At 67.8% G+C, this 25,950-nt stretch carries 29 protein-coding genes and 1 pseudogene; 14 read left to right on the forward strand and 16 right to left on the reverse strand.

Annotation, left to right across the window (positions count from 1 at the left end):
* Nucleotides 1–2: 2 nt before the first annotated feature.
* The 6 genes from B2G71_RS07535 to B2G71_RS07560 all read right to left on the reverse strand — a co-directional run bounded on the left by B2G71_RS07535 (nucleotide 3) and on the right by B2G71_RS07560 (nucleotide 4,473).
* Entirely contained in the window at nucleotides 3–287 is a 285-nt protein-coding gene (locus tag B2G71_RS07535) for an HPr family phosphocarrier protein (RefSeq protein ID WP_098105129.1), read from the reverse strand.
* Nucleotides 280–684 carry a PTS sugar transporter subunit IIA gene (locus B2G71_RS07540; RefSeq protein ID WP_098105130.1) on the reverse strand — a complete coding sequence of 135 codons (405 nt, stop codon included), beginning with the start codon at nucleotides 682–684 and terminating at the stop codon, nucleotides 280–282. The genes B2G71_RS07535 and B2G71_RS07540 overlap by 8 nt, the downstream gene beginning before the upstream one ends.
* Nucleotides 685–732: 48 nt before the next feature.
* Complete coding sequence (gene rapZ, locus B2G71_RS07545) at nucleotides 733–1,668, reverse strand: RNase adapter RapZ (protein ID WP_098105131.1); 936 nt, start codon at nucleotides 1,666–1,668, stop codon at nucleotides 733–735.
* A gap of 66 nt (nucleotides 1,669–1,734) precedes the next feature.
* Nucleotides 1,735–2,154 carry an HPr kinase/phosphatase C-terminal domain-containing protein gene (locus B2G71_RS07550; protein ID WP_098105132.1) on the reverse strand — a complete coding sequence of 140 codons (420 nt, stop codon included), beginning with the start codon at nucleotides 2,152–2,154 and terminating at the stop codon, nucleotides 1,735–1,737.
* Complete coding sequence (locus tag B2G71_RS07555) at nucleotides 2,151–3,719, reverse strand: ATP-binding protein (protein WP_098105133.1); 1,569 nt, start codon at nucleotides 3,717–3,719, stop codon at nucleotides 2,151–2,153. The genes B2G71_RS07550 and B2G71_RS07555 overlap by 4 nt, the downstream gene beginning before the upstream one ends.
* Nucleotides 3,712–4,473, reverse strand: a complete 762-nt coding sequence (locus B2G71_RS07560; protein WP_098105134.1) for a response regulator transcription factor — start codon at nucleotides 4,471–4,473, stop codon at nucleotides 3,712–3,714. Before B2G71_RS07560 ends, B2G71_RS07555 begins: the two co-directional genes overlap by 8 nt.
* A 200-nt stretch (nucleotides 4,474–4,673) precedes the next feature.
* Here B2G71_RS07560 and B2G71_RS07565 point away from each other — a divergent pair, with 200 nt between their 5' ends.
* Together B2G71_RS07565 and B2G71_RS07570 are read left to right on the forward strand one after the other, a co-directional pair.
* A complete protein-coding gene (locus B2G71_RS07565) occupies nucleotides 4,674–6,308 on the forward strand; it encodes a phosphoenolpyruvate carboxykinase (RefSeq protein ID WP_098105135.1) in 1,635 nt (544 codons plus the stop codon).
* A 115-nt stretch (nucleotides 6,309–6,423) separates the two neighbouring features.
* The gene (locus B2G71_RS07570) at nucleotides 6,424–6,777 is read left to right on the forward strand and encodes a hypothetical protein (protein WP_098105136.1); all 354 of its coding nucleotides are present in this window, start codon (nucleotides 6,424–6,426) and stop codon (nucleotides 6,775–6,777) included.
* A 93-nt stretch (nucleotides 6,778–6,870) separates the two neighbouring features.
* Here B2G71_RS07570 and B2G71_RS24055 read toward each other — a convergent pair whose 3' ends face one another.
* Nucleotides 6,871–7,038, reverse strand: a complete 168-nt coding sequence (locus tag B2G71_RS24055) for a hypothetical protein (protein ID WP_168176299.1) — start codon at nucleotides 7,036–7,038, stop codon at nucleotides 6,871–6,873.
* A gap of 155 nt (nucleotides 7,039–7,193) precedes the next feature.
* On the opposite strand from B2G71_RS24055, the gene B2G71_RS07575 reads away from it, so the two are divergent.
* Complete coding sequence (locus B2G71_RS07575; RefSeq protein WP_098105137.1) at nucleotides 7,194–7,415, forward strand: hypothetical protein; 222 nt, start codon at nucleotides 7,194–7,196, stop codon at nucleotides 7,413–7,415.
* Between the two features lie 11 nt (nucleotides 7,416–7,426).
* Here B2G71_RS07575 and B2G71_RS07580 read toward each other — a convergent pair whose 3' ends face one another.
* The gene (locus B2G71_RS07580) at nucleotides 7,427–8,083 is read right to left on the reverse strand and encodes an alpha/beta hydrolase (RefSeq protein WP_098105138.1); all 657 of its coding nucleotides are present in this window, start codon (nucleotides 8,081–8,083) and stop codon (nucleotides 7,427–7,429) included.
* Between the two features lie 145 nt (nucleotides 8,084–8,228).
* On the opposite strand from B2G71_RS07580, the gene B2G71_RS07585 reads away from it, so the two are divergent.
* From B2G71_RS07585 to B2G71_RS07595, 3 genes are read left to right on the forward strand one after another with little or no spacing between them, the layout of a single operon-like run.
* The gene (locus B2G71_RS07585; protein ID WP_098105139.1) at nucleotides 8,229–9,281 is read left to right on the forward strand and encodes an aminotransferase class V-fold PLP-dependent enzyme; all 1,053 of its coding nucleotides are present in this window, start codon (nucleotides 8,229–8,231) and stop codon (nucleotides 9,279–9,281) included.
* Entirely contained in the window at nucleotides 9,278–10,375 is a 1,098-nt protein-coding gene (locus B2G71_RS07590; protein WP_098105140.1) for a cysteine desulfurase family protein, read from the forward strand. The genes B2G71_RS07585 and B2G71_RS07590 overlap by 4 nt, the downstream gene beginning before the upstream one ends.
* Nucleotide 10,376: 1 nt before the next feature.
* Nucleotides 10,377–10,709 (forward strand): 2Fe-2S iron-sulfur cluster-binding protein, encoded by a 333-nt coding sequence (locus B2G71_RS07595; RefSeq protein WP_240530044.1) that lies wholly within the window; start codon nucleotides 10,377–10,379, stop codon nucleotides 10,707–10,709.
* Nucleotides 10,710–10,758: 49 nt separating this feature from the next.
* On the opposite strand, the gene B2G71_RS07600 is transcribed toward B2G71_RS07595, so the two are convergent.
* A complete protein-coding gene (locus B2G71_RS07600) occupies nucleotides 10,759–11,295 on the reverse strand; it encodes a type 1 glutamine amidotransferase domain-containing protein (protein ID WP_098105142.1) in 537 nt (178 codons plus the stop codon).
* 219 nt (nucleotides 11,296–11,514) lie between these two features.
* On the opposite strand from B2G71_RS07600, the gene parC reads away from it, so the two are divergent.
* Together parC and B2G71_RS07610 are read left to right on the forward strand one after the other, a co-directional pair.
* Nucleotides 11,515–13,812, forward strand: a complete 2,298-nt coding sequence (gene parC, locus B2G71_RS07605) for a DNA topoisomerase IV subunit A (protein ID WP_098105143.1) — start codon at nucleotides 11,515–11,517, stop codon at nucleotides 13,810–13,812.
* Nucleotides 13,813–13,853: 41 nt separating this feature from the next.
* Complete coding sequence (locus B2G71_RS07610) at nucleotides 13,854–14,882, forward strand: amidohydrolase family protein (RefSeq protein ID WP_098105144.1); 1,029 nt, start codon at nucleotides 13,854–13,856, stop codon at nucleotides 14,880–14,882.
* Between the two features lie 4 nt (nucleotides 14,883–14,886).
* Here the strand turns inward: B2G71_RS07610 and B2G71_RS07615 are convergent, their stop codons facing one another.
* The 6 genes from B2G71_RS07615 to B2G71_RS07640 are packed head-to-tail and all read right to left on the reverse strand — an operon-like array spanning nucleotide 14,887 to nucleotide 19,637.
* A complete protein-coding gene (locus tag B2G71_RS07615) occupies nucleotides 14,887–15,543 on the reverse strand; it encodes a TIGR02281 family clan AA aspartic protease (protein WP_098105145.1) in 657 nt (218 codons plus the stop codon).
* 46 nt (nucleotides 15,544–15,589) lie between these two features.
* A complete protein-coding gene (locus tag B2G71_RS07620) occupies nucleotides 15,590–16,756 on the reverse strand; it encodes a CCA tRNA nucleotidyltransferase (RefSeq protein ID WP_098105146.1) in 1,167 nt (388 codons plus the stop codon).
* On the reverse strand, nucleotides 16,749–17,342 hold the full coding sequence (locus B2G71_RS07625; protein ID WP_098105147.1) for a CoA pyrophosphatase: 594 nt from the start codon (nucleotides 17,340–17,342) through the stop codon (nucleotides 16,749–16,751). Before B2G71_RS07625 ends, B2G71_RS07620 begins: the two co-directional genes overlap by 8 nt.
* The gene (locus B2G71_RS07630; protein WP_098105148.1) at nucleotides 17,339–17,884 is read right to left on the reverse strand and encodes a DUF1285 domain-containing protein; all 546 of its coding nucleotides are present in this window, start codon (nucleotides 17,882–17,884) and stop codon (nucleotides 17,339–17,341) included. The genes B2G71_RS07625 and B2G71_RS07630 overlap by 4 nt, the downstream gene beginning before the upstream one ends.
* 22 nt (nucleotides 17,885–17,906) lie before the next feature.
* Nucleotides 17,907–18,422: an N-acetyltransferase gene (locus tag B2G71_RS07635; protein WP_098105149.1), complete on the reverse strand. Its 516-nt coding sequence runs from the start codon at nucleotides 18,420–18,422 to the stop codon at nucleotides 17,907–17,909.
* A gap of 45 nt (nucleotides 18,423–18,467) precedes the next feature.
* Nucleotides 18,468–19,637 carry a PQQ-dependent sugar dehydrogenase gene (locus tag B2G71_RS07640; protein ID WP_098105150.1) on the reverse strand — a complete coding sequence of 390 codons (1,170 nt, stop codon included), beginning with the start codon at nucleotides 19,635–19,637 and terminating at the stop codon, nucleotides 18,468–18,470.
* On the opposite strand from B2G71_RS07640, the gene B2G71_RS07645 reads away from it, so the two are divergent.
* The 5 genes from B2G71_RS07645 to B2G71_RS07665 all read left to right on the forward strand — a co-directional run bounded on the left by B2G71_RS07645 (nucleotide 19,636) and on the right by B2G71_RS07665 (nucleotide 24,175).
* A complete protein-coding gene (locus tag B2G71_RS07645; RefSeq protein WP_098105151.1) occupies nucleotides 19,636–20,262 on the forward strand; it encodes a ribonuclease HII in 627 nt (208 codons plus the stop codon). The genes B2G71_RS07640 and B2G71_RS07645 overlap by 2 nt on opposite strands.
* The gene (locus B2G71_RS07650) at nucleotides 20,259–21,173 is read left to right on the forward strand and encodes an oxidoreductase (protein WP_098105152.1); all 915 of its coding nucleotides are present in this window, start codon (nucleotides 20,259–20,261) and stop codon (nucleotides 21,171–21,173) included. Before B2G71_RS07645 ends, B2G71_RS07650 begins: the two co-directional genes overlap by 4 nt.
* Nucleotides 21,174–21,384: 211 nt before the next feature.
* Nucleotides 21,385–22,506: a site-specific DNA-methyltransferase gene (locus tag B2G71_RS07655; RefSeq protein WP_098105153.1), complete on the forward strand. Its 1,122-nt coding sequence runs from the start codon at nucleotides 21,385–21,387 to the stop codon at nucleotides 22,504–22,506.
* 16 nt (nucleotides 22,507–22,522) lie between these two features.
* The gene (gene folP / locus B2G71_RS07660; protein ID WP_098105154.1) at nucleotides 22,523–23,638 is read left to right on the forward strand and encodes a dihydropteroate synthase; all 1,116 of its coding nucleotides are present in this window, start codon (nucleotides 22,523–22,525) and stop codon (nucleotides 23,636–23,638) included.
* Between the two features lie 180 nt (nucleotides 23,639–23,818).
* Entirely contained in the window at nucleotides 23,819–24,175 is a 357-nt protein-coding gene (locus B2G71_RS07665; protein ID WP_098105155.1) for a hypothetical protein, read from the forward strand.
* A 72-nt stretch (nucleotides 24,176–24,247) separates the two neighbouring features.
* On the opposite strand, the gene B2G71_RS07670 is transcribed toward B2G71_RS07665, so the two are convergent.
* Nucleotides 24,248–25,672 (reverse strand): sigma-54 dependent transcriptional regulator, encoded by a 1,425-nt coding sequence (locus B2G71_RS07670; protein WP_098105156.1) that lies wholly within the window; start codon nucleotides 25,670–25,672, stop codon nucleotides 24,248–24,250.
* A 140-nt stretch (nucleotides 25,673–25,812) separates the two neighbouring features.
* Between B2G71_RS07670 and B2G71_RS07675 the strand changes: the two are divergent.
* Nucleotides 25,813–25,947, forward strand: a pseudogene (locus B2G71_RS07675) (aa3-type cytochrome c oxidase subunit IV); the annotation flags it as partial.
* Nucleotides 25,948–25,950 lie beyond the last annotated feature (3 nt).

Below are 25,950 nucleotides of genomic sequence, written 5' to 3' on the forward strand. Positions count from 1 at the left end.
GTTCATTCCTCGCCGAAACCGTCGCGGACCAGCGCCGCGAGCATCGCGAGCGCGGTGTCGGCATCGTCGCCGCTGACCTTGATCTCGATCGAATCGCCCTTGGCCGCGCCCAGCATCATCAGCCCCAGGATCGAGCCGCCCGAGGCGCAGGCGCCGTCCTTGCAGACCTGCACCACGACAGAGGACGGGAGCTCCGCGACGTAGTTGACGAACTTGGCACTGGCCCTGGCGTGCAGGCCGCGTCGGTTGACGATCGTCACCGACTCGCAGGCGACCTGGTCAGGCATCCTGCCCCAGGTATTCCGACGCGATCGTGATGTAGTTGCGGCCCGCGTCGCGCGCGGCGGCGGCGGCCTCGCGCACCGACATGCACTCGCGCGCCTTGGCGAGACGGATCAGCATCGGCAGGTTGATCCCCGCGATCACCTCCACGCGTCCCGCCTCCATCAGCGAGATCGCCAGGTTCGACGGCGTTCCGCCGAACAGGTCGGTCAGCACGATGGCCCCTTCGCCCGAATCGACGGCATCAATCGCCGCGCGAATCTCGGCGCGGCGCTGTTCCATGTCGTCGTTCGGGCCGATGCAGACGGTACGGACCGCAGCCTGATCGCCGACGACATGCTCCATGGCGTGAACGAATTCCTCGGCCAGATTGCCGTGGGTAACCAGGATCATCCCGATCATGTGGAAGCGAAACTCCAAATTTCCCGCGATGGTTCCCAGGTCATGGTTCTAGCGTTCACGGCGCAGCCCCCCTTCGGGCAGGTCGGCTGCGCGCGAGCCCAGGTTGCGATGCAGCAATGTGGGCGAAAATCCCGAGGCACGCAAGGCGGTAGCTAACAGCTCCGCAGTGAACACCGACCGGTGCCGGCCCCCGGTGCAGCCGAAGGCGATGTGAACATAAGCCTTTCCCTGCGCCCGGTAGCGCGGCAGCAGCATCAGCACGAGATCGCGAATGCGCGCGAATGCCTCGTCGAAAGCCGGGTCCCTGCGGATGTGGTCGCCCACCGCCTCGTCCTGTCCCGTGAGCGGACGCAGCTCGGGCACCCAGTGCGGATTGTCGAGAAACCGCATGTCGAACACGAGGTCCGCCACCGGCGGCATGCCGCGCGAGAATCCGAAGCTCGAGACCGTGACCGTCAGATCCTCGCCGGCCGATTCGGCGAAGCGCTCGCGGATCACCGCCTGCAGATCGTTCGACGAGTATCCGGTCGTGTCGATCAGCATGTCGGCCCAGCGGCGCAACGGCGCGAGCAGTTCGCGCTCGGCGCGGATTCCCGCTGAAGCGGAGCTTTCACTGGCAAGCGGATGGCGGCGGCGGGTCTCGTTGTAGCGCCGTTCGAGCTCGCGGCTCGCGCAATCGAGAAACAGCGTGGTCAGTTCGAGGTCCTCGCGCTCGGTGAGGCGCTTGACCTGCGCGATGACGCCGGCCGGATCGAATCCGCGCGTGCGCGAATCGAAGCCGAGCGCGAGCTTTCCGCGCAGATCCGATCCCTCGGGGCCCTCGATGAGACGATCGAGCAGACGGATGGGGAAGTTGTCGATGATCTCCCAGCCGAGATCCTCGAGCACGCGCAACGCCGTCGTCTTGCCCGCCCCGAGCAGCCCCGTCACCAGGAGCAGCCGCTGGCGCTTGGGGTTCGATCCGGTTTGTGCGTCCCCTGTCATCGCGCCTGTCCATGCGCTTGTGCCCGGCGAAAGAAAAGGGGACTTTCGTCCCTTCCCGGGACGATCTCAGACGCCAAGTCCATAGCGTTCGAGTGCCAGCTCCACCTTGATCGCACTGACCGGGCTGTCGGGGCTGAGCGTCAGGTGCGGGATGCGCAGCCCACCGATCGCGACGTCGCCGGCGTGCTCGACGAAGCGCGGCGCGTTCGCCTCGAGCGTGCAGACCAGGCACACCGGCACCGATCGCGCGGCGGGCATGCGCAGCAGGCCCAGATTGCGCACCTCGATGAGCCCCTCGGTGGCGGGGTGCGGCGATGCCAGCAGGAGGCCGTCCGCGACTTCAAGGCCGACGCCGTCGTCGCCGACGAGGGTGGCGCCGCGGTCGATCAGCGCCAGCGCCAACGAGGACTTGCCGCTGCCCGGGGCGCCTTCGAGCAGGACCGCACGCGCGCCGATCGCGACGCAGGTGGACTGGCGCGGGCTCAAATCTCGCCCTCCCAGGCGGGCAACGAGACGATCAGCCGCGCGCCCTCGCGTCCGTCGGCCCGCGCGCCGGCGGTGAGGCGGCCGAAATGCGCCTCGACGATGGTCCGCGCGATCGCGAGTCCGAGGCCGCTGTGCGTGCCGAATTCCTCGCTCGCCGGGCGCAGCGAGTGGAAGCGTTCGAAGATCTTCTCGCGGGCATCGGCGGGAATGCCCGGTCCCTCGTCGCTGACCGAAACGAGAACGCGGTCGCCCTCGCGCGACAAGGCGATGAGGATCGACGCGCCCGGCGGCGAAAACGACACCGCGTTGTCGATCAGGTTGTGGAACACGCGCTCGAGCCGGGGGGGCGATCCGGCGACGGTCATGTCCGCGCCGCCCTCGCGTCCGACGACGAGCTTGCAGGTGCCGTTGACGCCGCGCTGGTCGCGCTCGGCGACGAGCGCCATGATCAGGCGCAGCATGTCGACCGGCTCGAACCGGGCCCGGCTGAGTTCGGCGTCGATCCGGCTCGCGTCGGCGATCTCGGTCACGAGGAAGTCGATGCGCCGCACGTCCTGCGCGGCGATGTCGAGGAGCTGGCGGCGCAGCGCCGGGTCCTCGACGCGGCCGAGCGTCTCGACCGCGCTGCGCAGCGAGGTGAGCGGGTTCTTGAGCTCGTGCGCGACATCGGCGGCGAAGCTTTCGACCGCGTCGATGCGTTCGCGCAGCGCGGCGGTCATGTCGGAAATGGCGCGCGCAAGCAGCCCGATCTCGTCGCCGCGCTCGGGCAGGCGGGGCACGACGACCTCGCGGTCGCGGCCGAGGCGCACGCGGACCGCCGCGCGCACCAGCTTGCGCAACGGCTCGACGATCGTGCGCGCCAGGAACAGCGAGAGCAGGATCGAGATGACCAGCGCCGCGCCGACGATGATCGCCAGCGTCTGGCGCGCGTCGCGCACGTTCTGGGTGATGTCGCGGGCGTTGCGCGTGATCAGCAGCGACTCGCCGTCCTCCCCGACCGGGGCGGCGGCGATGATCACCGGCGTGCGATCTGGCGCGAGGCGAAGGCCGATGGCGCTGGTGCCGGTCTCGAGGGCCTCGGCAAGCTCGGGCCAGTTGTTCGCGCTGGGGCCGTCCGGATCGGCGTAGGCCGGGATCGGCGGCGCGCCGATGAGGAAATCCATCCCGCGGTCGAGCAGCCGCGCGGCTTTCTGCAGCGTCGATTCGCTCGCCGGATCGACGAAGACGTAGGACGGCTCCACGAGATCGAAGCTGTCTTCCTCGAGTTCGCCGTCCTCGTCGTAGAGCCGCAAGCGCAGTTGCAGGCCCGATCCGATCTGCATCATCAGCGCGCGGCGCTGCTTGCGGCTGCGCTCCTCGAGCGCGTGGGAGGTGATCTCGACCTCGGAGGCGGCAAGGCGAAAACGCTCCGCCAGCAGTTCCTTGCGGTAGCTGTCGATGTAGAAAAGGCTGCCCGCCAGCAACGCCAGGGCGATGACGTTCACCGCGAGTATCCGCGCCGTCAGCGAAACCCGCCAGGACCATCCCCAACGATTAAGCCTGCTGTCGCCGCCTCGGCTAGCCATCGGTGAATGAATAGCCGGCGCCGTAGAGCGTGTCGATCGCCGAGAACTCGGGGTCGGTCGCGCGGAACTTGCGCCGCAGCCGCTTGATGTGGCTGTCTATGGTGCGGTCGTCGACGAAGATGTCCTCGCTGTAGGCGGCATCCATGAGCTGGTTGCGGCTTTTCACCACGCCGGGCCGCACCGCCATCGCCTCGAGGATCAGGAATTCGGTGACGGTGAGCGCGACCGGCGTGCCGTCCCAGGTCACGCGGTGGCGCGCCGGATCGAGCGCAAGGCGGCCGCGCACGATCGGTTCGGGCATGTCCTCGTCGTGCGTCTCCGCGGGCTCCTGGCGCACCAGTTCGGACCGGCGCAGGATAGCGCGGATGCGGGCGACGAGCAGGCGCTGGCTGAACGGCTTGGTGATATAGTCGTCCGCCCCCATGGCAAGGCCCAGCGCCTCGTCGGGCTCCTCGTCCTTCGAGGTCAGGAAAATGACCGGCAAGGGCGATTTCTCGCGCAGTTGCTCAAGCAGCTTGAGGCCGTCCATGCGCGGCATCTTGATGTCGAAGATGGCAAGGTCGGGCGGGTTTTCGAGCAGCGCCTTCAGGGCGGTCTCGCCGTCGGTGTAGACGCGGGTCGCGAAGCCTTCTGATTGCAGGCCGATCGATACGGTGGTGAGCACGTTGCGGTCGTCGTCGACGAGGGCTATGCACTTCTGGCGACCAACGGCGACGGGTGCCTCGCTGTCTGTTCCGGCGGGTGATTCTGCCATGGTCAATTCGTTTGCATTGTCGTGGGGCGGCCTGCTGGTTTTCCGCATAGCGCAATAGCGCATTTGCATGAAGTGCACGAGACGGCACGGTGTGTCAGTTTATTGCAATGGATTCGCGGGATTTGACGCGTATTATTCGGATGGACTATGCGGCGCCGACTCTCGCTTAGCCCCCATGATCTCACGCGCCATCCGACGGGATGGTTCGTCCAACCGGAGAAGATGACTTGACCGCTTCGCTTAGCTGCCCGCTCGAAAAACAGGGGATCGTGACCAAGGCTACGGTCCATGCCAATCTCGGCACGGCGCAACTGGTCGAACATGCGGTCCGAAACGGCGAAGGCAAGCTTGCCGCCGACGGCCCCCTCGTCGTCGAGACCGGCAAGCACACCGGTCGCTCCGCCAAGGACAAGTTCATCGTCCGCGACGCCGAGACCGAGAGCACCGTGTGGTGGGGCGACGTCAACGTGCCGATGACGCCGGAACACTTCGCCGCGCTCAAGGAAGACTTCCTCAAGACCGTCGAAGGCGAGGACACGCTCTACGTCGCCGATCTGTTTGGCGGTTCGCAGGCCGAGTATCGGGTCAACGTGCGCGTCGTGAACGAATACGCCTGGCACAACCTGTTCGTCCGCACCCTTCTGGTGCGTCCGACCGAGGAGCAGCTCGAGAGCTTCGTGCCCGAGTACACGATCATCGATCTGCCGAGCTTCCGCGCCGATCCCGAACGCCACGGCTGCCGCAGCGAGACGGTTATCGCGGTCAACTTCACCGAGAAGCTGATCCTCATCGGCGGCACGGCCTATGCCGGCGAGATGAAGAAGAGCGTGTTCGGCATCCTCAACTACCTGCTGCCGACCAAGGGCGTGATGCCGATGCACTGTTCGGCCAACATCGGTCCCGACGGCAGCACCGCGGTCTTCTTCGGCCTTTCGGGAACCGGCAAGACGACGCTTTCGGCCGACGCCAGCCGCAACCTCATCGGTGACGACGAGCACGGCTGGTCGGACACCGCGGTCTTCAATTTCGAGGGCGGCTGCTATGCGAAGATGATCCGCCTCTCGCCCGAGGCCGAGCCCGAGATCTATGCAACCACCAAGCGCTTCGGCACGGTGCTCGAGAACGTGGTGATCGACCCGGAGACCCGCCAGCTCGATCTCGACGACGCCTCGCTCGCCGAGAACTCGCGCGGCGCCTATCCGATCGACTTCATTCCGAACACCTCGGAACACAACATGGGCGCGGTGCCCTCGAACGTGATCATGCTCACCGCCGATGCTTTCGGCGTACTGCCGCCGATCGCGCGGCTCTCGCCCGATCAGGCGATGTACCACTTCCTCTCGGGCTATACCGCCAAGGTCGCGGGCACCGAGATCGGCGTCACCGAGCCGCAGGCGACCTTCTCGACCTGCTTCGGCGCGCCGTTCATGCCGCGCCATCCCTCGGTCTACGGCAACCTGCTCAAGAAACGGATCGCCAAGGGCGGCGTGAAGTGCTGGCTGGTCAACACCGGCTGGTTCGGCGGCAAGGCGACGCAGGAAGGCATCAAGCGCATGCCGATCCAGGCGACCCGCGCGCTGCTCAACGCCGCGCTCGACGGCAGCCTGAACGATGCCGAGTTCCGCGAGGACCCGAATTTCGGTTTCGAGGTCCCGGTCCACGTTCCGGGCGTCGATGACAGCCTGCTCGACCAGCGTTCGGCCTGGCCCAGCACCGAGGAATACGACAAGACCGCACAGAACCTCGTGCGCCTGTTCATCGACAACTTCGCGCAGTTCGAGGATCACGTAGACGAGGGCGTGCGCAAGGCCGCGCCGACCGTTCCGGTCGCCTGAGCCCCTCGGCCGTCTGGTCAATGGTTGCCTGACATTGCCGGCCGCGTGACCTTGTCCGGTCACGCGGCTCGGTTTATTGCTCGCGGCGAGGGCCTTTAGAGGAGGAGCCACCCCCATGAGCATCTTTGATGGTATTCTGAGCCAAATCAGCGGACACAGCGATATCGCCAATCTCGCCGAAAAGCTCGGCATCGACAAGGACATGGCCGAAAAAGCCATTGCCGCACTCGGATCGGCGCATCAGAAGCAGGGCGATACGGTCGAGCTGGCGGCCAGTTCGACGGGGCTCTCTTCGGTGATTCTCAGGCAGATTGTCGAGCAGATCGGCGGCGAGGGCTCGCTCGGCGAATTCGCGCGCATGATCCAGGACGATCCGTCCAAAGTCTCGGCCTTCTTCGACCGTGACGGTGACGGCAGCGCGCTCGATGACGCCGCCGATTTCGCGAACGGCCTGTTCGGCAAGAAGTAGCTGCCAGCGGCAGAGCCGGTCCTGCCGGCACCGTTATCCCATCCGCCGCAGCCGCTGCTTCAGGGCCTCCCGCGCGCTCGGTCGAGGGCGGGGTCAGCCGTGCGTCGAGTGCCGCACCCGCAACGTGTCGCCGTCGATGCCGCCACCCTTGACGGCCTTGGACGTCTTCGGCGGCGGTGTCGTCGTCGCGCCGGTGCACGAGCCTGCCGTGCGCGGCTTGGGGGTGGTTTCGGTGGCTTTTTCGTCGGGCTTGTCTGTCATCGGAAAACCTCGCCTGGGCGTTGCTGATACCTAAGCAATGCATTTGGAGGGCAATTCGTTTCCGATCGTTCACCGTGTGACCGACGAGACGACACGAACGCGCGCTTAACCAACTCGGGCTCGCGAAGCGGCGCGCCATCGGCTATCGGACCGGCATGGCCGACATCGCCCTTTCCCTGCTCGTGCTCGCGGCGCTGCTGCTGGTCGTGGGAGCCCTCTACCTGCTGCGGCGCGGCGGCGCGCGACGGCAGGCGATTCTCATGCTCGTGCTCGCCGCGGTCATGGCCGCCAACGTCGCGCTGTGGGCCGTACCCGACGAAGCGGGACGATCGCTCGTGGACGACGGGCAGGCAGGTCCGGAACCCGCTGCCCGCTAATCGTCCGTCGGCTACTTGATCGGGCAATCCGGCGCGAGGCGCATGTCGAGATAGTTGTCGACCGAGCGCATCAGTTCCTCGATCTCGCTTTCGTAGAAGTGATTGGCGCGGGCGATCTCGTCATGATGGATCGTGATGTGCTTTTGCGTGCGCAGCTTGTCGACCAGCTTTTGCACGGCATTGGGCGTGACCACCGTGTCCGACGTGCCCTGGATGATGATGCCCGAGGCGGGGCAGGGCGCGAGGAAGCTGAAGTCGTACATGTTCGCCGGTGGCGAGACCGAGATGAAGCCACGAATCTCCGGGCGCCGCATCAGCAGTTGCATGCCGATCAGCGCGCCGAAGCTGTAACCGGCGATCCAGGTGGTCGAGGCTTCGGGGTGGATCGACTGCACCCAGTCGAGCGCCGCCGCCGCGTCCGACAATTCCCCGATGCCGTTGTCGAAGCTGCCCTGGCTGCGCCCGACACCGCGAAAGTTGAACCGCAGGGTCGCGAAGCCGCGGTTGACGAAGGTCTTGTAGAGATGCTGCGTGATCCGATCGTTCATCGTGCCGCCCGCCTGCGGGTGCGGGTGGAGGATCATCGCCACCGGCGCGCGCGGACGCGAAGCGGGTTGGAAGCGGCCTTCGAGCCGGCCTTCGGGACCAGGAAAGATTACTGCGGGCATGGAATAGAGAACCCCGGGTTTGTGCCAGATCTTGCGCCAGATCTTGATGACGCCCCGGCTTCAGGGGACAGACCTGGACGCCGGGGATGATTAAGAGAGTGGTTCGCTATATAGAAACACGCGGAATGAAAACAACTTGCAAACGATGACCGCGAAATCGCTTTATCTTGATCATGCCGCCACCACGCCGCTCCTGCCCGAGGCGCGCGAGGCGATGATGCGCGGGTTCGCGGTCTGGGCCAATCCCTCAAGCCCGCATGCGGCCGGCCGCGCGGCGCGCGCGGCGCTCGAGGATGCGCGCGACCGGGTGAAGCGGGCGCTTGGCTGGCCGCACGAGATCGTGTTCACCGCCAGCGCGACCGAGGCGCTGGCGCTGGCGGCCCGGCACGCCAAGGCGGACCTCGCGGCGGTTTCAAGCGTCGAGCACGATGCCGTCCTGCGGCTAGCTGGCGAGGCCGTGCGGATCGAGGTCGACGCATGCGGCAGGGTCGATCCCGCCCGCTGCGGGACAGGGGGCCTGGTTGCCGTGCAGCAGGTCAATTCGGAGACCGGCGTCGTCCAGCCGCTCGACCGGGTCGCGGCGCAGGTGCGGCGATCGGGCGGGCTGCTGCTCGCCGATTGCGCGCAGGGCGCGGGCAAGCTCGATCTTCCCGATGCGGATCTCATTGCCGTTTCCGCACACAAGTTCGGCGGGCCGATCGGCGTCGGCGCGCTGCTCGTGCGCGAATGGGCCTTGCTCGAGGCGGTCGGCGGCCAGGAACGCGGCTATCGCCCAGGTACCGAAAACCTGCCCGGCGCGCTGGCGATGGCGGCGGCGCTCGAGGCGGGGCGCGACTGGCTGGGCGAAGCCGCGCGGCTGCGCGTGATGCTTGAGGAAGGCGTGCAGGCGGCCGGTGGTGAGATCGTCGCGGCCGGTGCCGAGCGATGCCCGACGATCGGCGCGGTGCGAATGCCGGGGCTGGCCGCCGCGCTCCAGTTGATCCGTTTCGATGTGCAGGGGATCGCGGTCTCGGCGGGGAGCGCCTGCTCCTCGGGTTCGATGCGCCCCAGCCATGTGCTGGCGGCGATGCGGCTGGGCGAGCGCGCCGCCGCCGAGACGATCCGGGTGAGCATCGGGCGCGAGACGCGCGAGGCCGATGTCGTTCGCTTCCTCGATGCCTGGCAGGCGATCGCGCGATCGGTTCGGACCGCGGCGTGATCTATCTCGACTATCAGGCGACCACGCCGCTCGCCCCCGAAGCACGCGAGGCGATGCTGCCCTGGCTGGGCGGGCCGGACACGCCTGGCTTCGCCAATCCGCACAGCGCACACCGGCCCGGCCGGGCGGCGGCCGCCGCGATCGAGATCGCGCGCGAACAGGTCGCGGGGCTGCTGCCGCCGGGCGGGCGGGTGATCTTCACTTCCGGTGCGACCGAGGCGATCAACCTCGCGATGAAGGGCGCGGCGCAGCGCGGCGAGGATGACGTCGTGGCCGTGAGCGCGATCGAACATGCCGCCGTGCTCGACTGTGCCGAGGCCATGCGCGGCGAGACTGAAGTGCGCGTTCTTTCTGTTGACGGCGAGGGTCTGGTCGCGGGCGATCTCGTGATGCCCGAGCGCTTGCGGCTCGCGGCGGTCATGCAGGTCAACAACGAGATCGGCACGATCCAGCCGGTCGCGGCGCTGGCCGGGGCGGCGCACCGCGCCGGAGGGCTGTTCCTGTGCGACGCGGTGCAGGGCGCGGGCAAGCTCGCCGCGCCGGGCGAGGCCGACATGATCGCGATCTCGGGGCACAAGCTGCATGGCCCCAAGGGGATCGGCGCGCTGTGGCTGCGCGACGGCATCGCGCTTGATCCGCTGATGCACGGCGGCGGTCAGGAGCAGGGCCTGCGCTCGGGCACGCTCAGCCCCGCCTTGTGCGCCGGGTTCGGCGCGGCGGCGTCGCTTGCAGCCGAGAGGCTCGAGGCCGATACCGCGCATGTTCGCACGCTGTGGCAAAGCGCCCGGGCGATCCTTTCGCGCTGGACGCTCAACGGTTCGGGCGAGCAGCGCTGGCACGGCAATCTCAATGTCCGGCTCGACGGCCTCGACGTCGCGCGGCTTATGTCGGACTTGCGCGACATCGCCTTTTCCGCCGGATCGGCCTGCGCCAGCGGCTCGGGTCGCCCCAGCCACGTGCTCAAGGCGATCGGCCTTGCGGACAGGAGTGCGAAAGCCTCTATCCGCCTCGGATTCGGGAGATATACTGCGCTTTCGGATTTGGAGGATGCCTGCGCACGTATCGAAGCCGCGGCGGCGGCGCAGGGAGTTTGAAGTGTTGAGCGTTTGTTTTGTGACCGCCGAGGGTGACAGGGTGATGGCACAGGCCGAACCCGGCTCGCGGCTTCTCGAAGTCGCGCAGTCGGCGGGCATGCCGCTCGAGGGGACCTGCGAAGGGCAGATGGCCTGCTCGACGTGCCATGTCATCGTCGCGAGCGACTGGTTCTCGCGGCTGCCGGAAGCCTCCGCCGACGAGGAGGACATGCTCGATCTCGCCGCCGGGGTGTGCCGCACCAGCCGCCTCTCGTGCCAGATCGAACTGACCAGCGAGATGGACGGGCTGGAAGTGCGCATCCCCGGCGTCTCGCGCGATATGCAGATCCGCTAGACGCCGGGGCGCTTCTTCAAGCGCGGCCGTTAGGGCCAAGGCTGTGCCATCAGGCCGGGACCGTGGCGCCCACGGCCTCGATGAGAGCCTTCGAGAAGGCCGGGATGTCATCCGGATTGCGGCTGGTGATCAGGTTGCCGTCGACGACCACTTCCTCGTCCACGACGTTCGCGCCCGCATTGCGCAAATCGGTGCGGACCGAGGGCCAGCTCGTGACCTTGCGGCCCTGCACGACGTCGGCCTCGACCAGCAGCCACGGGCCGTGGCAGATCGCCGCCACGGGCTTGCCCGCCGTCACGAACTCGCGCACCAGAGAGACCGCTCGTTCCTCGAGGCGCAGACTGTCGGGGTTCATCTGACCGCCGGGCAGCATGATCGCGTCGAACTTGTCCGCTTCCACTTCGGCGAGCGTCAGGTCTACGCCGACCTTTTTGCCCCAGTCGGTGTGATCCCAGCCCTTGATCGTTCCAGACTTGGGGCTGGCGACCACCGTCTCGATGCCGGCGTCGTCGAGAGCGCGGCGCGGTTCGAGCAGTTCGGACTGCTCGAAACCGTCGGTGGCGATGATGAGGACCTTGCTGGCCATGAGATATCTCCTTGGAATTTCTCGAACTATACCAGACCAACGGAAGCGCGGGGTCTGTTGTTCCGGACTTCGCGACGCTCCGTCTCACGCCAGCGTCGCCTCCTCGGACCCGACCCGTCTTGCGGCGAGGCGCGGATCGGCCGTCACCCGCCCGGTTCCTATGGATAATGCCCGCCTTGCTCCTTCCGGTCGGAATCGCCGCCTGCTAGGGCCGATGCCATGGTCAGCACCACCGATGACGATTCCGATCCGTTCGACGCGATCGTCGATGCGCCGTTCGATGCGGCGTTGTCCGAGCGCTACCTCGTCTACGCGCTCTCGACGATCACCGCGCGCTCGCTGCCGGACCTGCGCGACGGGCTGAAACCGGTCCACCGCCGGCTGCTGTGGGCGATGCGGCAGTTGAAGCTCGATCCGGCGAGCGCCTACAAGAAATCCGCGCGCGTCGTCGGCGACGTGATCGGCAAGTACCACCCGCATGGCGACGCCTCGGTCTATGACGCGATGGTCCGGCTCGCGCAGGACTTCGCGCTGCGCTATCCGCTGGTGCAGGGACAGGGCAACTTCGGCAACATCGACGGCGACAATGCCGCGGCCTACCGTTACACCGAGGCGCGGCTGACCAAGACCGCGATCCAGCTCATGGCAGGGCTCGACGAAGGCACGGTCGATTTCCAGCCGACCTACAACGGCGAGGAGGAAGAGCCCGAGATCTTCCCCGGCCTCTTTCCCAACCTGCTCGCCAACGGTGCGACCGGCATCGCGGTGGGCATGGCGACCTCGATCCCCAGCCACAACGTCGCCGAAGTAATCGACGCCTCGTTGATGCTGATCGACAATCCCCACGCCGAGCACGCCGACATCATGCAGGTGTTCAAGGGGCCGGACTTCGCCACCGGCGGGCTCGTCGTCGACAGCCCCGAGGCGATCAGCGCCGCCTACGAGACCGGCAAGGGCGCCTTTCGCGTGCGCGGCCGTTTCTCGACCGGCAAGAACGGCAGCGGCATCGACGCGCCCTGGGAGGAAACCGGCATCGAGAAGCTCGGCGGCGGCCAGTGGCAGCTCGTCGTTTCAGAAATCCCCTACATGCTGCCCAAGGGCAAGCTGATCGAACAGATCGCGCAGCTTATAGCAGACCGCAAGCTGCCGATCCTGGAAGACGTGCGTGACGAGAGCGACGAACAGATCCGCATCGTGCTCGTGCCCAAGAGCCGCAACGTCGATCCCGAGCTGCTCAAGGAAAGCCTCTACCGGCTGACCGACCTCGAGAACCGCTTCACGCTCAACCTGAACGTGCTCGACGCGGGCCGCACGCCGGGCGTGCTGGGGATCAAGCTGCTGCTGCAGGAGTGGATCAAGTCCCAGATCGACATCCTCCAGCGGCGCACCCGCCACCGGCTCGACAAGATCGCCTCGCGGCTCGAACTCGTCGAAGGCTACATCGTCGCCTACCTCAATCTCGACCGGATCATCGAGATCATCCGCACCGAGGACGAGCCCAAGCCGGTGATGATGGCCGAGTTCAACCTGACCGACCGCCAGGCCGAGGCGATCCTCAACATGCGCCTGCGCTCGCTGCGCAAGCTCGAGGAAATGGAGCTGCGCCAGGAGCGCGAGGACCTGCTCAAGGAGCAGGACGAACTCAACAAGCTGCTCGAAAGCCCGGCGCGCCAGCGCACGCGCCTGAAGCGCGATCTCGGCAACCTGCGCAAGGACTATGCCGAGGATACCGCGCTCGGCCGCCGCCGCACCACCATCGCGCAGGCCGCGCCGACGGTCGAGTTCTCGATGGACGCGATGATCGAGAAGGAGCCGATCACGGTGATTCTCTCGCAGCGCGGCTGGATTCGCGCGGCGCGCGGTCACGTGGCGCTCGACGGCGACTTCAAGTTCAAGGAGGGCGACGGCCCCGCCTTCGCCTTCCACGCACAGACCACGGACAAGCTGCTGATCGCGCTCGACAACGGCCGCTTCTACACACTCGGCGCGGACAAGCTGCCGGGCGCGCGCGGCTTCGGCGAGCCGGTGCGCACGATGCTCGACATCGACGCCGATGCGCAGATCGTCGCGGTGCTGCCGCACAAGCCCAAGATGCAGCTTTTGCTCGCCTCGAGCGTGGGCAAGGGTTTCGCCGCCGAGAGCGAGGAACTGCTTGCCGAGACGCGCAAGGGCAGAGCGGTGGTCACCACCAAGCCGGGCGTGAAGCTGGCGGTCGTGCGCGAGATCCCGCCCGAGCACGATCATGTCGCGGTCGTCGGCGACAACCGCAAGCTGGTGGTCTTCAGCCTCGAGGAACTGCCGGTGCTCGCCAAGGGGCAGGGCGTCACGCTCCAGCGCTACCGCGACGGCGGTCTGGCGGATGCGACCACGCTCAAGCTCGAGGATGGGCTGTCCTGGACGATGGGCGGCGAATCCGGTCGCACGCGGACCGAGAAGGACATGATCATGTGGAAGGTCGCGCGCGGCGCCGCCGGCCGCCTTCCGCCCCAGGGCTTTCCGCGCGACAACAAGTTCTGAGCTGATAGACTTCGCGTCCGTTCGACGGAGGATCGAAAGCGATGCCCGTGCGCCTGACGTCTCTGCTGCTGGCGATTGCCGCTATAGTGTCGGTTCCTTGCTTCGCGCGGGACGCCCCCTTCGCGCCAGACGCCGCGCTGGACAACCGGGTCTATGAAGGTCCGGTCATCGACATGCATGTCCACACCGCCGGCGCGGGCGAGAACGGACCGCCGGGCAGCATGGTCTGCGTCGGCGCCGCGGCGGACTTGCGCTTCGATCCGCGCGAGCCCTGGATGGAGGCGCTGGGGCGGTCGATGGCCCGGCCAGCCTGCGACGATCCCATCAAGGGAGCGATGACCGACGTCGAGAACCGCGACGGAACGATCGCCGCGCTGCGCCGCCATCGCGCGCGCGCCGTGCTCAGCGGCGATCTCGCGAGCCGCAAGGACTGGATGGACGCCGCGCCCGCAGGCCTGTTCATTCCGGCGCAGTACCTGAGCTGGGCCGACCTGCCCGACTATCCGCCAGAGGCGATCGCCGCCGCGTTCGATCGCGGCGAGATCGCGCTCCTGTCCGAAGTGACGATCCAGTACCGTGGGGTCTTCGCCGACGATCCGCGCTTCGAGCCCTACTGGAAGATGGCCGAGGACAAGGGCATTCCGGTCGGCATCCATGTCGGCGTCGGGCCACCTGGCTCGCCGATGGTCTTCCCGGAATATCGGCTGCAGAACCCGAAGCATCTCGAAGCCGTGCTCACCCGCCACCCGCGCCTGCGCGTTTACATGATGCACGCCGGCTGGCCCTATGCCGAGGACCTCAAGGCCATGTTCTATGCCTGGCCGCAGCTCATGGTCGATACCGGGGTGTTGCAGGTGGCGCTGACGGGCGAGGAGTACTACCGCTTCCTCAAGGACATAGTCGAGGCCGGGTTCGCCGACCGCATCATGTTCGGTTCGGATCAGATGAACTGGCCGGGGCTGATCGACGAGGGCGTGTCCGCGATCAACGCGGCGCCGTTCCTGACGTACGGACAGAAAAAGGCGATCCTGCACGACAACGCCGCGCGGTTCCTGCGGCTCGACGAGTAGCCGTCTAGCTCTCCGTCACCGGCTGCGGGTGATTGGGCACGAGGATCAGCGTGTTGTCCTCCACCCGCCACGCCGCGAGGCGCGAGAGCAGGTTCATGCCGATCACGTTGGTGTCGCCGAGCCCCGGCGCGACGACCGCGTCGAGCCCGCGGGCGACGACGTTGCCGAAGCGCAGCTCGTCGATCGTGGCGAGTTCGGCGCGGATGTTGCCGTTTGCCGTGCGCATGTTGACCGCCTGCGGAAACTGGCGTTGCGGCACGCCCGCCTGCGTCGCGGTGCGCGGCGAGATCGCGGTGAGCGTCGCGCCGGTATCGACGAGGAAGCGCTGTTCCACGCCGTTCACCGTGGCGCGGATCCAGAAATGGCCGTCGCGGTCCATCGGCACGCGCGTCTCGCCGCCCTCGACGACCTGGGCGGGCATGTCGAGCTGCGGCAGCGCGAAGTCGTTGCCGGTGGTGAAGCGCGTGACTTGCGCGATCGTGAGCAGCAGCGCGGCCAGCAGGCCGAGGTTGCCGACACCGCGCACGAAACCGCCCGCCATCGGCGCGGAGCGGCGGATCATGCCGCCGAGCGTCGTCAGAAAGATCGCCGCGATGGCGAGCGTGAGCAGCGGCTGCATGCGCAGGAAATCGACAAGGTCGGAAAAGCTGGAACTGTCCATTTCCCGCCTTTCTAGCACACCAATGCTTGCGCTGGGCTGACCGGGATCAGCGCGCCACCGCTTCGTTGAGCAGTTGCTCGACGCGTTTGCGGCCGGGGAAGCCCTCGGCAATCCAGCGCTCCTCGATCGCGCGCAGCACGCGGGCGACCTCGGGCCCCGCACCGACGCCGCGCGCGACGATCTCGCCGCCTCGCAAGGGCAGTTGGGGCACGTCCCAGCCTTCGAGCGGGGCGATGTCGGCGCCCGCGATCAGGAGCCGGTCGAGCGCGGCTTCGCGGCCGATGCGGTATGCCAGCGGTCTTGCGGCGTCGGCGTGGCCTTCGCGCGCTGCCGCCAGCGCGAGCCGCTTCTTCTGCGCGCCCGAGAGCCGGAAGCGCGCGGCGACCTGCTCGGCGAGCGGGACGTCGGGCGGCAGCAGCGCGGCAAGGCGACGCAACGCATCGGGCGCGACCTTCTGGCGGTGTTCCTGCGCCACCAACGCGGCAAGCGCTCCGGGATCGGCCTCGGGCAGGATCACCGCGAGCACGCCGAGCTGCGCCATGCGCGCCACGGTCGGCGCGGGATCGGGCAGGCCGAGCAGGTTCATCGTCTCCATGCCGATGCGCTCGCGCGAGAGGCCCTTCAGCGTATCGGCCAGTTCGGCGCAAGCCTTTTCAGATGCATCATCAGCAGGTTGTGAACCGAATCTTGCCTGAAACCTGAAGTATCGCAGGATGCGCAAGTGGTCCTCGCGGATGCGTTCGCGCGGGTCGCCGATGAAGCGAACGGTGCGGCTTTCGAGATCGGCGAGGCCGCCGAACCAGTCGAAGATCTCGCGGCTCGCCGGGTCGGCGAAGAGCGCGTTGATGGTGAAGTCGCGCCGCGCGGCGTCCTCGCGCCAGTCCTCGGCAAAGGCGACCGTGGCATGGCGCCCGTCGGTCGAAACGTCACGCCGCAGCGTGGTGATCTCGACCGCACCGCCGGCGAGGACGGCGGTCACAGTGCCATGCGCGATCCCGGTCGGCACGCTCTTGATCCCGGCCTCGTCGAGGCGTGCGATCACCGCGTCGGGCAGCAGGCGCGTGGCGATGTCGATATCCTTGACCGGCAAGCCGAGCAGCGTGTCGCGGACGGCGCCGCCGACGTAGCGCGCGTTGCCCTCGCCGAGCGCGCCAACGAGCGCGGCCAGGTCCTCGCGGCGAGTCCAGTCGGCTTCGGGCAGCAAGCTAGTCATGCCATTTGAGCCGTCCGGCGAGGTTGTGGAGGATCGCGCCGGTCACACCCCAGATCTGGTGGCCCTCCCAGTCGATCTCGACGAAGTTGTGCGTGCGGTCTTCCCACTCGATCGACTTGATCTGCTGGTTCGCCGGATCGAGCACGAAGTCCACCGGCGCCTCGAACCACTGCGCGACTTCGGCGGGGTTCGGCCGGATCTCGATGTCGGGCGAGACGACGCCGATCACCGGCGTGATCTCGTAGCCCGAGCCGGTGCGGTAGCGATCGCTCTCGCCCACGACGCGCACCGCCGCGCGGTCGATGCCCAGTTCCTCCCAGGCCTCGCGCAGCGCGGCGGTGACCGCGTCCTCGCCGGGATCGACGCGGCCGCCCGGAAAGGCGATCTGCCCGGCATGGGCCCGCATGTTCGAGGGGCGGTGGAGGAACAGCATGCCCGGCCGCTCGCGCTCGACGATGGTGACGAGCACGGCGGCGGGGATGAAGCTCTCGATCTCGTGGATACGCGGGTCGATCCAAAGGGCCTGCGGGGCCGCCGCGTGCCCGGTTTCGTATTTGCGGAAGACGTGATCGAAAAGCATGCTCATGCCGGGGTCAGCGAGAATTCCACGCCCTGGCTCGTGACCGAAGCGCCGCTTCCGGCCAGCGCGATCTCGGCGAGCTGCGCCCATGTGCTGCGGTTGAGCCGCGCCTCGGTGCCGTGGCGCACGGCGACGTAGATCGCGGGGGTCTCGCGATCGCCGGCCGCGCGGATCGGATGCTCGGGGCCGGCGATGACGAGATCGTCGGTGTTGAGCCGGAATGCGAGCGCGTCGCCGTCCTGCCGCACGTCGGTGGCAATGAAGGCGGCGTCGTCGACCGCGATCGCGAGCTTCTGGGTCGGCGTCACCAGCCAGTGCTGCCCGTCGGCGTCGCGCAGCAGCAGCGAAGCGAAGGCGCGCACCATCGCCGCGCGGCGGATCTCGCTGCCCTGATGGAACCAGCGGCCGTCCGCCGCGATCCGCATCTCGCTGTCGCCCACGTGTTCGGGCGACCACTGGTCGAGCGGCGGCAGTTTGCGCGCGGTGACGAGATCGGCGATCTCGGCCAGCGAGAGGCCGGCAAGCTCGGGGGGAGGCTCGTAAGGCATCGGATCGCGATGCCAGATCGGCTCAGCCGCGCCAAGGCCCCAGCATGCCCTCGCGGGGCAGAACGCCCGGGTTGTCGCAGCGCACCAGCAGCCGGGCCGGGTCCCAGGGACCGGGAAGCGACCAGCCTCCGGTCGGCGCCGCGCTGAAGCCCCAGAAGCGGCCGTAGTAGTCGGCATCGCCGATCAGAACTTGCGGCAGCGGCGCGCCGGGCGCGATGCAGGCGAGCGTGGCGGACATCAGCGCCTTGCCGTAGCCCTGCTCCTGCAACTCGGGCAGCACCGCGACGGGGCCGACCATGATCATCGGATGCGGCTTTCCGGCATCGTCGGTGAGCGCGACCGGCCAGCACTGGATCGTCCCTGCGAGCTGGTCGTGCGCGTCGAGCACGGCGAAGCTGAGGCCGGGCAGCCAGTCCATGCCTTCGCGGACCTTGTAGGCGGTTCGCTGGCCGCGCTCGGGTTCGAAGGCGCGATCGAGCAATTGCTCGACCAGCACGGGATCGACGTTATCGAGCGGGATGATCGCGGCTTCGGACATAGCCGGCGCGCCGATAGGGGCTGCGCGCGCCGTTGTCGATGGCGTTTACCGTCCGGTCGGGACCATTTTGAGCAATCGGCTCGCGCCGCGCTCCTCGCCGTCCTCGAGCAGCCAGATCGCGCCGTCCGGTCCCTGCTCGATCTCGCGGATTCGGTGTTCGGTGGGATAGCGAGCCACTTCGCGGGCGCTGGTGCCCTCGATCGCGACGCGCACGATGCCTGCCGGCTTCATCGCCGCGATCACCGCCTCGCCCTTCCATTCGGGGAAGGCGTCGCCGGTGTAGAAGATGAAATCGCCCGGTGCGATCACCGGGTCCCAGCTTATCGCGGGCGCGGCGAGGTCGGGACGCGTCGAATGGTCGGGGATCGCCTCGCCGTCGTAGTGGACGCCGTTCGAGACCAGCGGCCAGCCGTAGTTGCGGCCCGGCTCGACGAGGTTGAGTTCATCGCCGCCGCGCGGGCCGTGCTCGAGATCCCACAAGCGCCCCGCTGGATCGAACGCGAGGCCGAGCACGTTGCGATGGCCGTAGGACCAGATCTGGTTGGTCGGCGCGGGTTTGTCCGCCATCGGGTTGCCGGCGGCGGGTGTCCCGTCCGGATCGAGCCGCACGATCGTTCCCAGGTTGTTGGTCATATCCTGCGCCGGGCTCATTTTCTGGCGCTCGCCCGACGAGATGAACAGGTGCTGCCTGTCGGGCGAGAAGGCGATGCGATGCGAATAGTGGCCGCGCCCGGTGACCTTGGGCTGCTGGCGCCAGATCACCTCGAGATCCTCGAGGGCGCAGGCGTCCGGTTCCGCGCACACGAGATTCGCGCGGCCGACCGCCGCGCCGCGCGTGTTTCCGTCGCCCGCCTCGGCCCAGCTCAGGTAGACGGTGCGGCGGTCGAGCGTGTCGCTCGTCTGGCCGGGCGCGAAGACGAAATCGCCCAAACCGCCTTGTCCGCCGTAATCGACCTCGGGCACGCCGGAAACGGTGCCCATGGTGCCGTCGGGCCTCATGAAGCGCAGGCGGCCCTTCATCTCGGTGACGAAAAGCGTGCCGGTGCCCTCGTCGAAATCCATGGCCCAGGGCTCGTCGAACTGCTGCACGACCTCGATCGTGAAGGGGGCTCCGGAGCCGGTTTCCCGAGCGTTTTCCCCGGATGCGGCCTCGCCGCAACTTGCGAGACCGAGAGCGAGAGGCGATACGAGAGTGAGGAAGCGAAGAGTTGTCATGGTCCTCCTAACGCAGATCGCCGCCGATGGTGTCAACGGTATCATCGTCGGCGTTGACGAAGCCGGACGCGGTCCGCTGGCCGGACCGGTCGTGGCCGGTGCGGTCGTGCTGTGCAAGCCCCGGCCCGCCGGGCTCGACGATTCCAAGAAGCTCACGCGCGAACGCCGCGCGCAGCTCGAGGCGACGATCAAGCGCCGCTGCACATGGGCGGTCGGCGTGGTCGACGTCGACGAGATCGACCGGCTCAACATCTTCGGCGCGACCATGCTGGCGATGACCCTGGCGGTCTCGTCGCTGTGCGAGCAACTCGGCTGCGATCCGCTGGAAGTGCGGGTCGACGGCAACCTGACTCCGGCGGGCCGGCGTCCGGAGTGGCGCTGGAAGGCGCGCGCGATCGTCGGCGGTGATGCCGTGGAGCCGTGCATCTCGGCCGCCTCTATCATCGCCAAGGAACACCGCGACCGCCTGATGCGCGAGCTTGCGCTGGCGCACCCGCACTATGGCTGGGAGCGCAACGCGGGCTACGGCACGCCCGAGCATCTCGCGGCGCTGCGCGAACACGGACCCACACCCTGGCATCGCCGCAGCTTCGCGCCGGTCGCGCAACTTGAGATGGCGCTATGAAGGGCTTCACCGCCGCCGATGTGCCCGACCTTGCGGGCAAGTGCGTGATGGTGACCGGGGCGAACACCGGCATCGGCTTCGAGGCCGCCAAGGTGCTTGCCGCGCGGCATGCGCGTGTGCTGCTCGCCTGCCGCAGCGAGGACCGGGCAAGCGCGGCAATGGACGCGATCCGGCGGGAGGTGCCTGCGGCCGACCTCGCCTTCGTGGCGCTCGACCAGGCCGATCTCGAAAGCGTGCGCGCCTGCGCCGCCCAGATCGCGGACGAACCGCGCCTCGACGTGCTGCTCAACAACGCCGGAGTCATGTTTCCGCCGCTGACGCGAACCGCGCAGGGTCACGAATTGCAGTTCGGCGTGAACCATCTCGGCACCTTCGCGCTGACCGGACTGCTGCTGCCCAAACTAACGCAGTCGCCGGGCGCGCGCGTCGTCGTGACGGCGAGCCTCGCGCACTGGAGCGGCGACATCAAATGGGACGATCTCGACGCGCACCGGAGCTACGAGCGGGGCAAGCGCTATTCGGACAGCAAGCTGATGAACCTGCTGTTCGCGCACGAACTCGATCGCAGGCTGCGCGCGGCGGGCTCGCCGGTGAGCGCGATGGCATGCCATCCCGGTGTCGCGGCCACCGAACTGGTGCGCCACTTGCCGTGGATCGCGCGCGCGACCTGGCCGATCGTCAATCTGCTGCTCAACACGCCGGCGCAGGGAGCCTGGCCCGCGCTGCAGGCGGCGACCGATTCCGGGGCGCAGCCGGGCGGCTATTACGGACCGAGAGGCTTTCGCGGCACGCGCGGGGATTCCGGCCTCTCGCCGCGCAGCAAGGCCTCGCGCGAAGATGCCCTGGCAGAGCGGCTCTGGAAGGTGTCGGTCGAGATGACCGGGATCGATCCGGACTTCGCCGCGCGCTGAAAATATTTTCGGGCCGAATCCGCTCGACTCCGCATCCAGATATGGTGGCGCTCTTCGGGGGCGCATGCCACATCTTGTGTCGGACTCGTTCCGTTCTTGCCGTCTTAACCTCCCCTAAACCATGAAACGTCAGGATTCCCGGCGAGTCGCGGCTTGACGGCGAGTCGCCGAAGACTCACCCTAGGGAATTCAGGGGCAAGTCGGAGCGGTCATGGCCGAGGTGATGTTGAAGGAGCGCCGGGCGGCGCAGGTGACGCGCGCGGTGCTGCCGCTCGGACAGATTCTCGATGGCGACTGCGTCGAGGCGATGCGCGGCCTGCCCGACGCCTGCGTCGACATGGTCTTCGCCGATCCGCCCTACAACCTCCAGCTCGGCGGCGACCTCGAACGGCCCGACGGCAGCCAGGTCGACGCCGTCAACGACGAGTGGGACAAGTTCGACAGCTTCGCCACCTACGACGCCTTCACCCGGGCATGGCTCGCAGAGGCGCGCCGGGTGCTCAAGCCCAACGGCTCACTCTGGGTGATCGGCAGCTATCACAACATCTTCCGCGTCGGCGCGACGCTCCAGGACATGGGCTTCTGGATCCTCAACGACATCGTCTGGCGCAAGGCCAACCCGATGCCCAACTTCAAGGGGACGCGCTTCACCAACGCCCACGAGACGCTGATCTGGGCCTCGCTAGGCGAGAAGGCGCGCTATACCTTCAATTACCGCGCGATGAAGACGCTCAACGACGAGTTGCAGATGCGCTCGGACTGGGTGCTGCCGATCTGCGCGGGACAGGAACGGCTCAGGAAGGACGGCGCGAAGGTTCATCCCACGCAGAAGCCCGAGGCGCTGCTCTATCGCGTGATGCTGGCGACGACCAACAAGGGCGACGTGGTGCTCGATCCCTTCTTCGGCACGGGCACGACCGGCGCGGTCGCGCGGCGGCTGGGCCGCGAATGGATCGGCTGCGAGCGCGAGGAGGCTTACCGTGCGGCGGCGCGCGAGCGGATCGAGATGGCGCTGCCGCTCGATGAAAGCGCGCTCACCACGATGCAGAGCCGCAAGTCCGCGCCTAAGGTGGCCTTCGGAGTGCTGGTGGAAACCGGCCTGATCGCGCCCGGCACCGAGCTTACCGCCAAGAAGGGCAAGTACCGCGCGACCGTGCGCGCCGACGGCTCGCTTCTGGCCGATGGGATCGACGGTTCGATCCACGGCGTCGGCGCGAAAGTGCAGGGGGCTTCGGCCTGCAACGGCTGGACCTTCTGGCACCTTGAGCACGAGGGCCAGGTCAAGCCGATCGACGCGATCCGCCAGCTCTACCTGCTCGCCACCGAACCGTGAGATCGCCGCGGCGCAGATGAGCCAGTCCGTCTATATCCGGCCGATCGCACTCGTCGACAGCCCGCAGTGCGAGGAGGGCGAGGCGATTCGCCTAGGCGGCGCGATGGTCTGGGCGAGCCGTTTCGCGCTGATCGTGCGCGAAGGTGGCCGCGTCGTCTCGCGCGAGCGCGTCGCGGCCTGCGAGATGGCCGATGCCATCGCTGGCCTGCGCGATGCGCTGGGCGCCGAAGCGGAGGCACAATGGGCGGCCCTTCGCATGGTTCACGCCCCGTTGACGTGCGGCGAACGGGTAATCCGTCTGGACCAGCCGCAGGTCATGGGCATTCTCAACCTCACGCCCGACAGCTTCTCCGACGGCGGTGAGTTCCTCGATCGGCCCGACGTCGGGCGCGCGCATGCTGCGGCCATGCTCGAAGCGGGCGCGGCGATCATCGACGTGGGTGGGGAATCGACTCGTCCCGGGGCGGCGGCGGTTTGGGAGGGCGACGAGATTCAGCGCGTCGTTCCCATGGTCGAGCATCTTGCCGCGACGGGCGCGGCCATCAGCGTCGATACGCGCCGCGCGGCGGTGATGGAGGCCGCGCTCGGCGCGGGCGCGCATGTCCTCAACGACGTCTCCGCCTTGCGCTACGACCCGCGCAGCCTCGAACTGGCGGCGGCGACCGGTGTACCGGTCGTGCTGATGCACGCGCCGGGCGAGGGCGACGCGCTCCACGACGGCCCCGGCTACGGCGATGTCGTGACCGATGTGTTCGACTGGCTGCGCGAGCGGCGTGACATCGCGATCGCCGCCGGGATCGCGCGCGAGCGGATCGTGCTCGATCCGGGCATCGGCTTCGGCAAGACGGTTTCCGAGAATCTCGCGCTGATGAATGCGCTGCCGATGTTCCATGCGCTGGGCCAGCCGCTGCTCGTCGGTGCTAGCCGCAAGCGCCTGATCGGGGCGCTCGCCAACGAGGCTCCCGCGCACGAGCGGCTCGGCGGTTCGCTCACGCTGGCGCTCAAGGCGGTCGAGGCAGGAGTGCACCTCCTGCGCGTGCACGACGTGGCGCAGACGGTGCAGGCGGTGCGCGTCTGGCGCGGCATGCGGGACGCGGCTCTGACCGATTTCAGCCAGCTTCCGGCGCTCTGATCGAAGCTGTCTGCTAGATTAACCACCTGAAAATTATGTAAAAAAGTGGCGCTATCGGCGCAGCCTGCCCGCCGCGCGGAACGGCTCGACGGATTGGCGGGAGGCATTTGCCCGGTTCCTCGTTGAGCCTTCCGAACGCAGGCAATCGGGCCTTGCGTCACGTTGAGAAGGGGAACCCAAATGACCCGCAACATCACCAAGTCCGCACGTATCGCCGTTGCCGCTCTGGCGCTCGCGCCCGCGACGGCCATGGCCATTCCGATGCTCTACGAGGAGCAGCTCGCCCATTCCGAGGAAACGCGGATCATCCGCTATCCGATCGCCGGAATCGAGAACCAGTGGTGGTTCAACTACCGCAGCAACGTCGGCGAGGCCAGGAAGGAACTCGCCAGTGACCTCAAGCGCGCGAGCGACACCGAGGATAAGCGCGACGCCTGGGACGAATATGCCGGCGAACTCAAGGATGAGCGCGTCGATTACGTCAAGAAGATGCAGAAGAAGGGTTATCCGGTCGGCGAGGTCTACGTCGGCGACTGATCCCGTTCCCGATCACGCAAGGGCGGCGGCGGGCCGGGCAGGCCGCGCCGCCCTTGTCGTGCCGGCGCGCCGTCAGGCGGCGTTGTCGATGCCGAGTTCGGAGAGCTTGCGGTAGAGCGTCGAGCGGCCGATGCCGAGCCGCCGCGCCACTTCGGTCATCCGCCCCCGGTAGAGGCCGATCGCCAAACGGATCACGTCGGCCTCGATCTCCTCCAGCGGGCGCAGGTTGCCGTCGGCAGTGTAGAGCATCACGCCCGCATCCTCGTGCCGGCTTGTGGACAACCCTGTGGACTGGTCTGTGCCCAGGATGTCGAGAAGCTGTGGAAAGTCTTCCGAGGTCAACGCGTCGCCGTCGCAGAACACCGCGGCGCGGAACAGCACCGCCTGAAGCTGGCGCACGTTTCCCGGCCAGTCGTAGGCGGCGAGCAGCGAGAGCGCGCCGTCGGTGATGCCGAGTTCGCGCAGGCCCGGCTGCTCGCCGATGCGCGCGAGGAAGAAACGCGAGAGCGGCGAGATGTCGCCGGTGCGCTCGCGCAGCGGCGGCAGCTCGACGGTCACCGGGGCCAGCGCCTCGTGGAGTTCGGGCAGGAACAGCCCGGCGTCGACCAGCTCGCGCAGCGGCATGTTGCTGGCCGCGAGCACGCGCACGTCGACGCGGAAGCTGTGCCGCGCACCGATCGGCCGGACGCCGTTCTTGCGCAGCGATTCAAGCAGGCGTTCCTGCACGCTCACCGGCAGGCGGTCGATCTCGTCGATCGCCAGGGTGGCGCCGTCGCAATGCTGGAGCGCTCCGATCTGCCGGTCGAAGGCGCCAGCGAAAGCGCCCTTTTCATGCCCGAACAGCACCGATTCGATCGAGTTCGCCGGAAAGCCGCCGATGTTGACGATCCGCAACGGCATCTTGGCGCGCGGACTGGCGGCGTGCATCGCGCGGATCAGCATTTCCTTGCCGGTTCCGCTCTCGCCCTCGATCAGCACCGGCGCATGGCCGCGCGCGGCCTTGGCGGCGACGGCGAGCGCCTTGCGGAACTTCGGCGCGGCACCGATCATCGATTCGAAGTCGGCGTTGGCGATGAGCTTTTCGGTCAGCGGCGCCAGTTCGTCGCGCGGCGCCTCGCGCGTGGTCGCCGCGCGCAGCGCCTGCATCAGCCGGTCGGGCGCGACCGGCTTGACGAGGTAGTCGGTGGCTCCGGCGCGCATCGCCTCGACCGCGAGCAGCGGCGAGGTGCTCGATGTCAGCATCAGGATGGGCAGGGCGGGGCGGCGCGACTTGAGCTCGGCGATCAGTTCGCAGGCGTCGTCTCCGGGGACCCACTGGTCGAGGATGATCGCGGACAGCGCCATGCCCTGGCGCGTGCCGAGCTGGGCGATCGCGGTCTCGGCATCGCGCGCGACGATCGTGCGCCAGCCCTCGCGCGAGGCGAGCGCGGTGATGAGCCGCGATTGCGCGGGCTCATCGTCGATCAGCATTAGCAGACGAGTATCCGTATCCGCCATGGCGTGCGAGCGGTCCTTGGGTCCCTGAATGTCAGGAAGACCGGCATAAAGACGGGGGGTAAAGGTCCGATTAAGGCTAGGCACTTGAGCCGCGCGAAGGGCCCGGCTAGAGAAGACGCCGAAGACCGCATCACCGGGGGGACTACGCGATGGCTACCGGCCATGACATGAAGACTGCCAACAGCACCTACGAGGGCTTTCTCACGCTCTTCAAGTGGGGGACGATCCTTTCGGTGATCGTCGCGGCCTTCGTCGTTTTCCTGATCGCGTCCTGATAC

Source organism: Novosphingobium sp. PC22D, from assembly GCF_002556635.1.
Taxonomy (GTDB): Bacteria; Pseudomonadota; Alphaproteobacteria; order Sphingomonadales; family Sphingomonadaceae; genus Novosphingobium.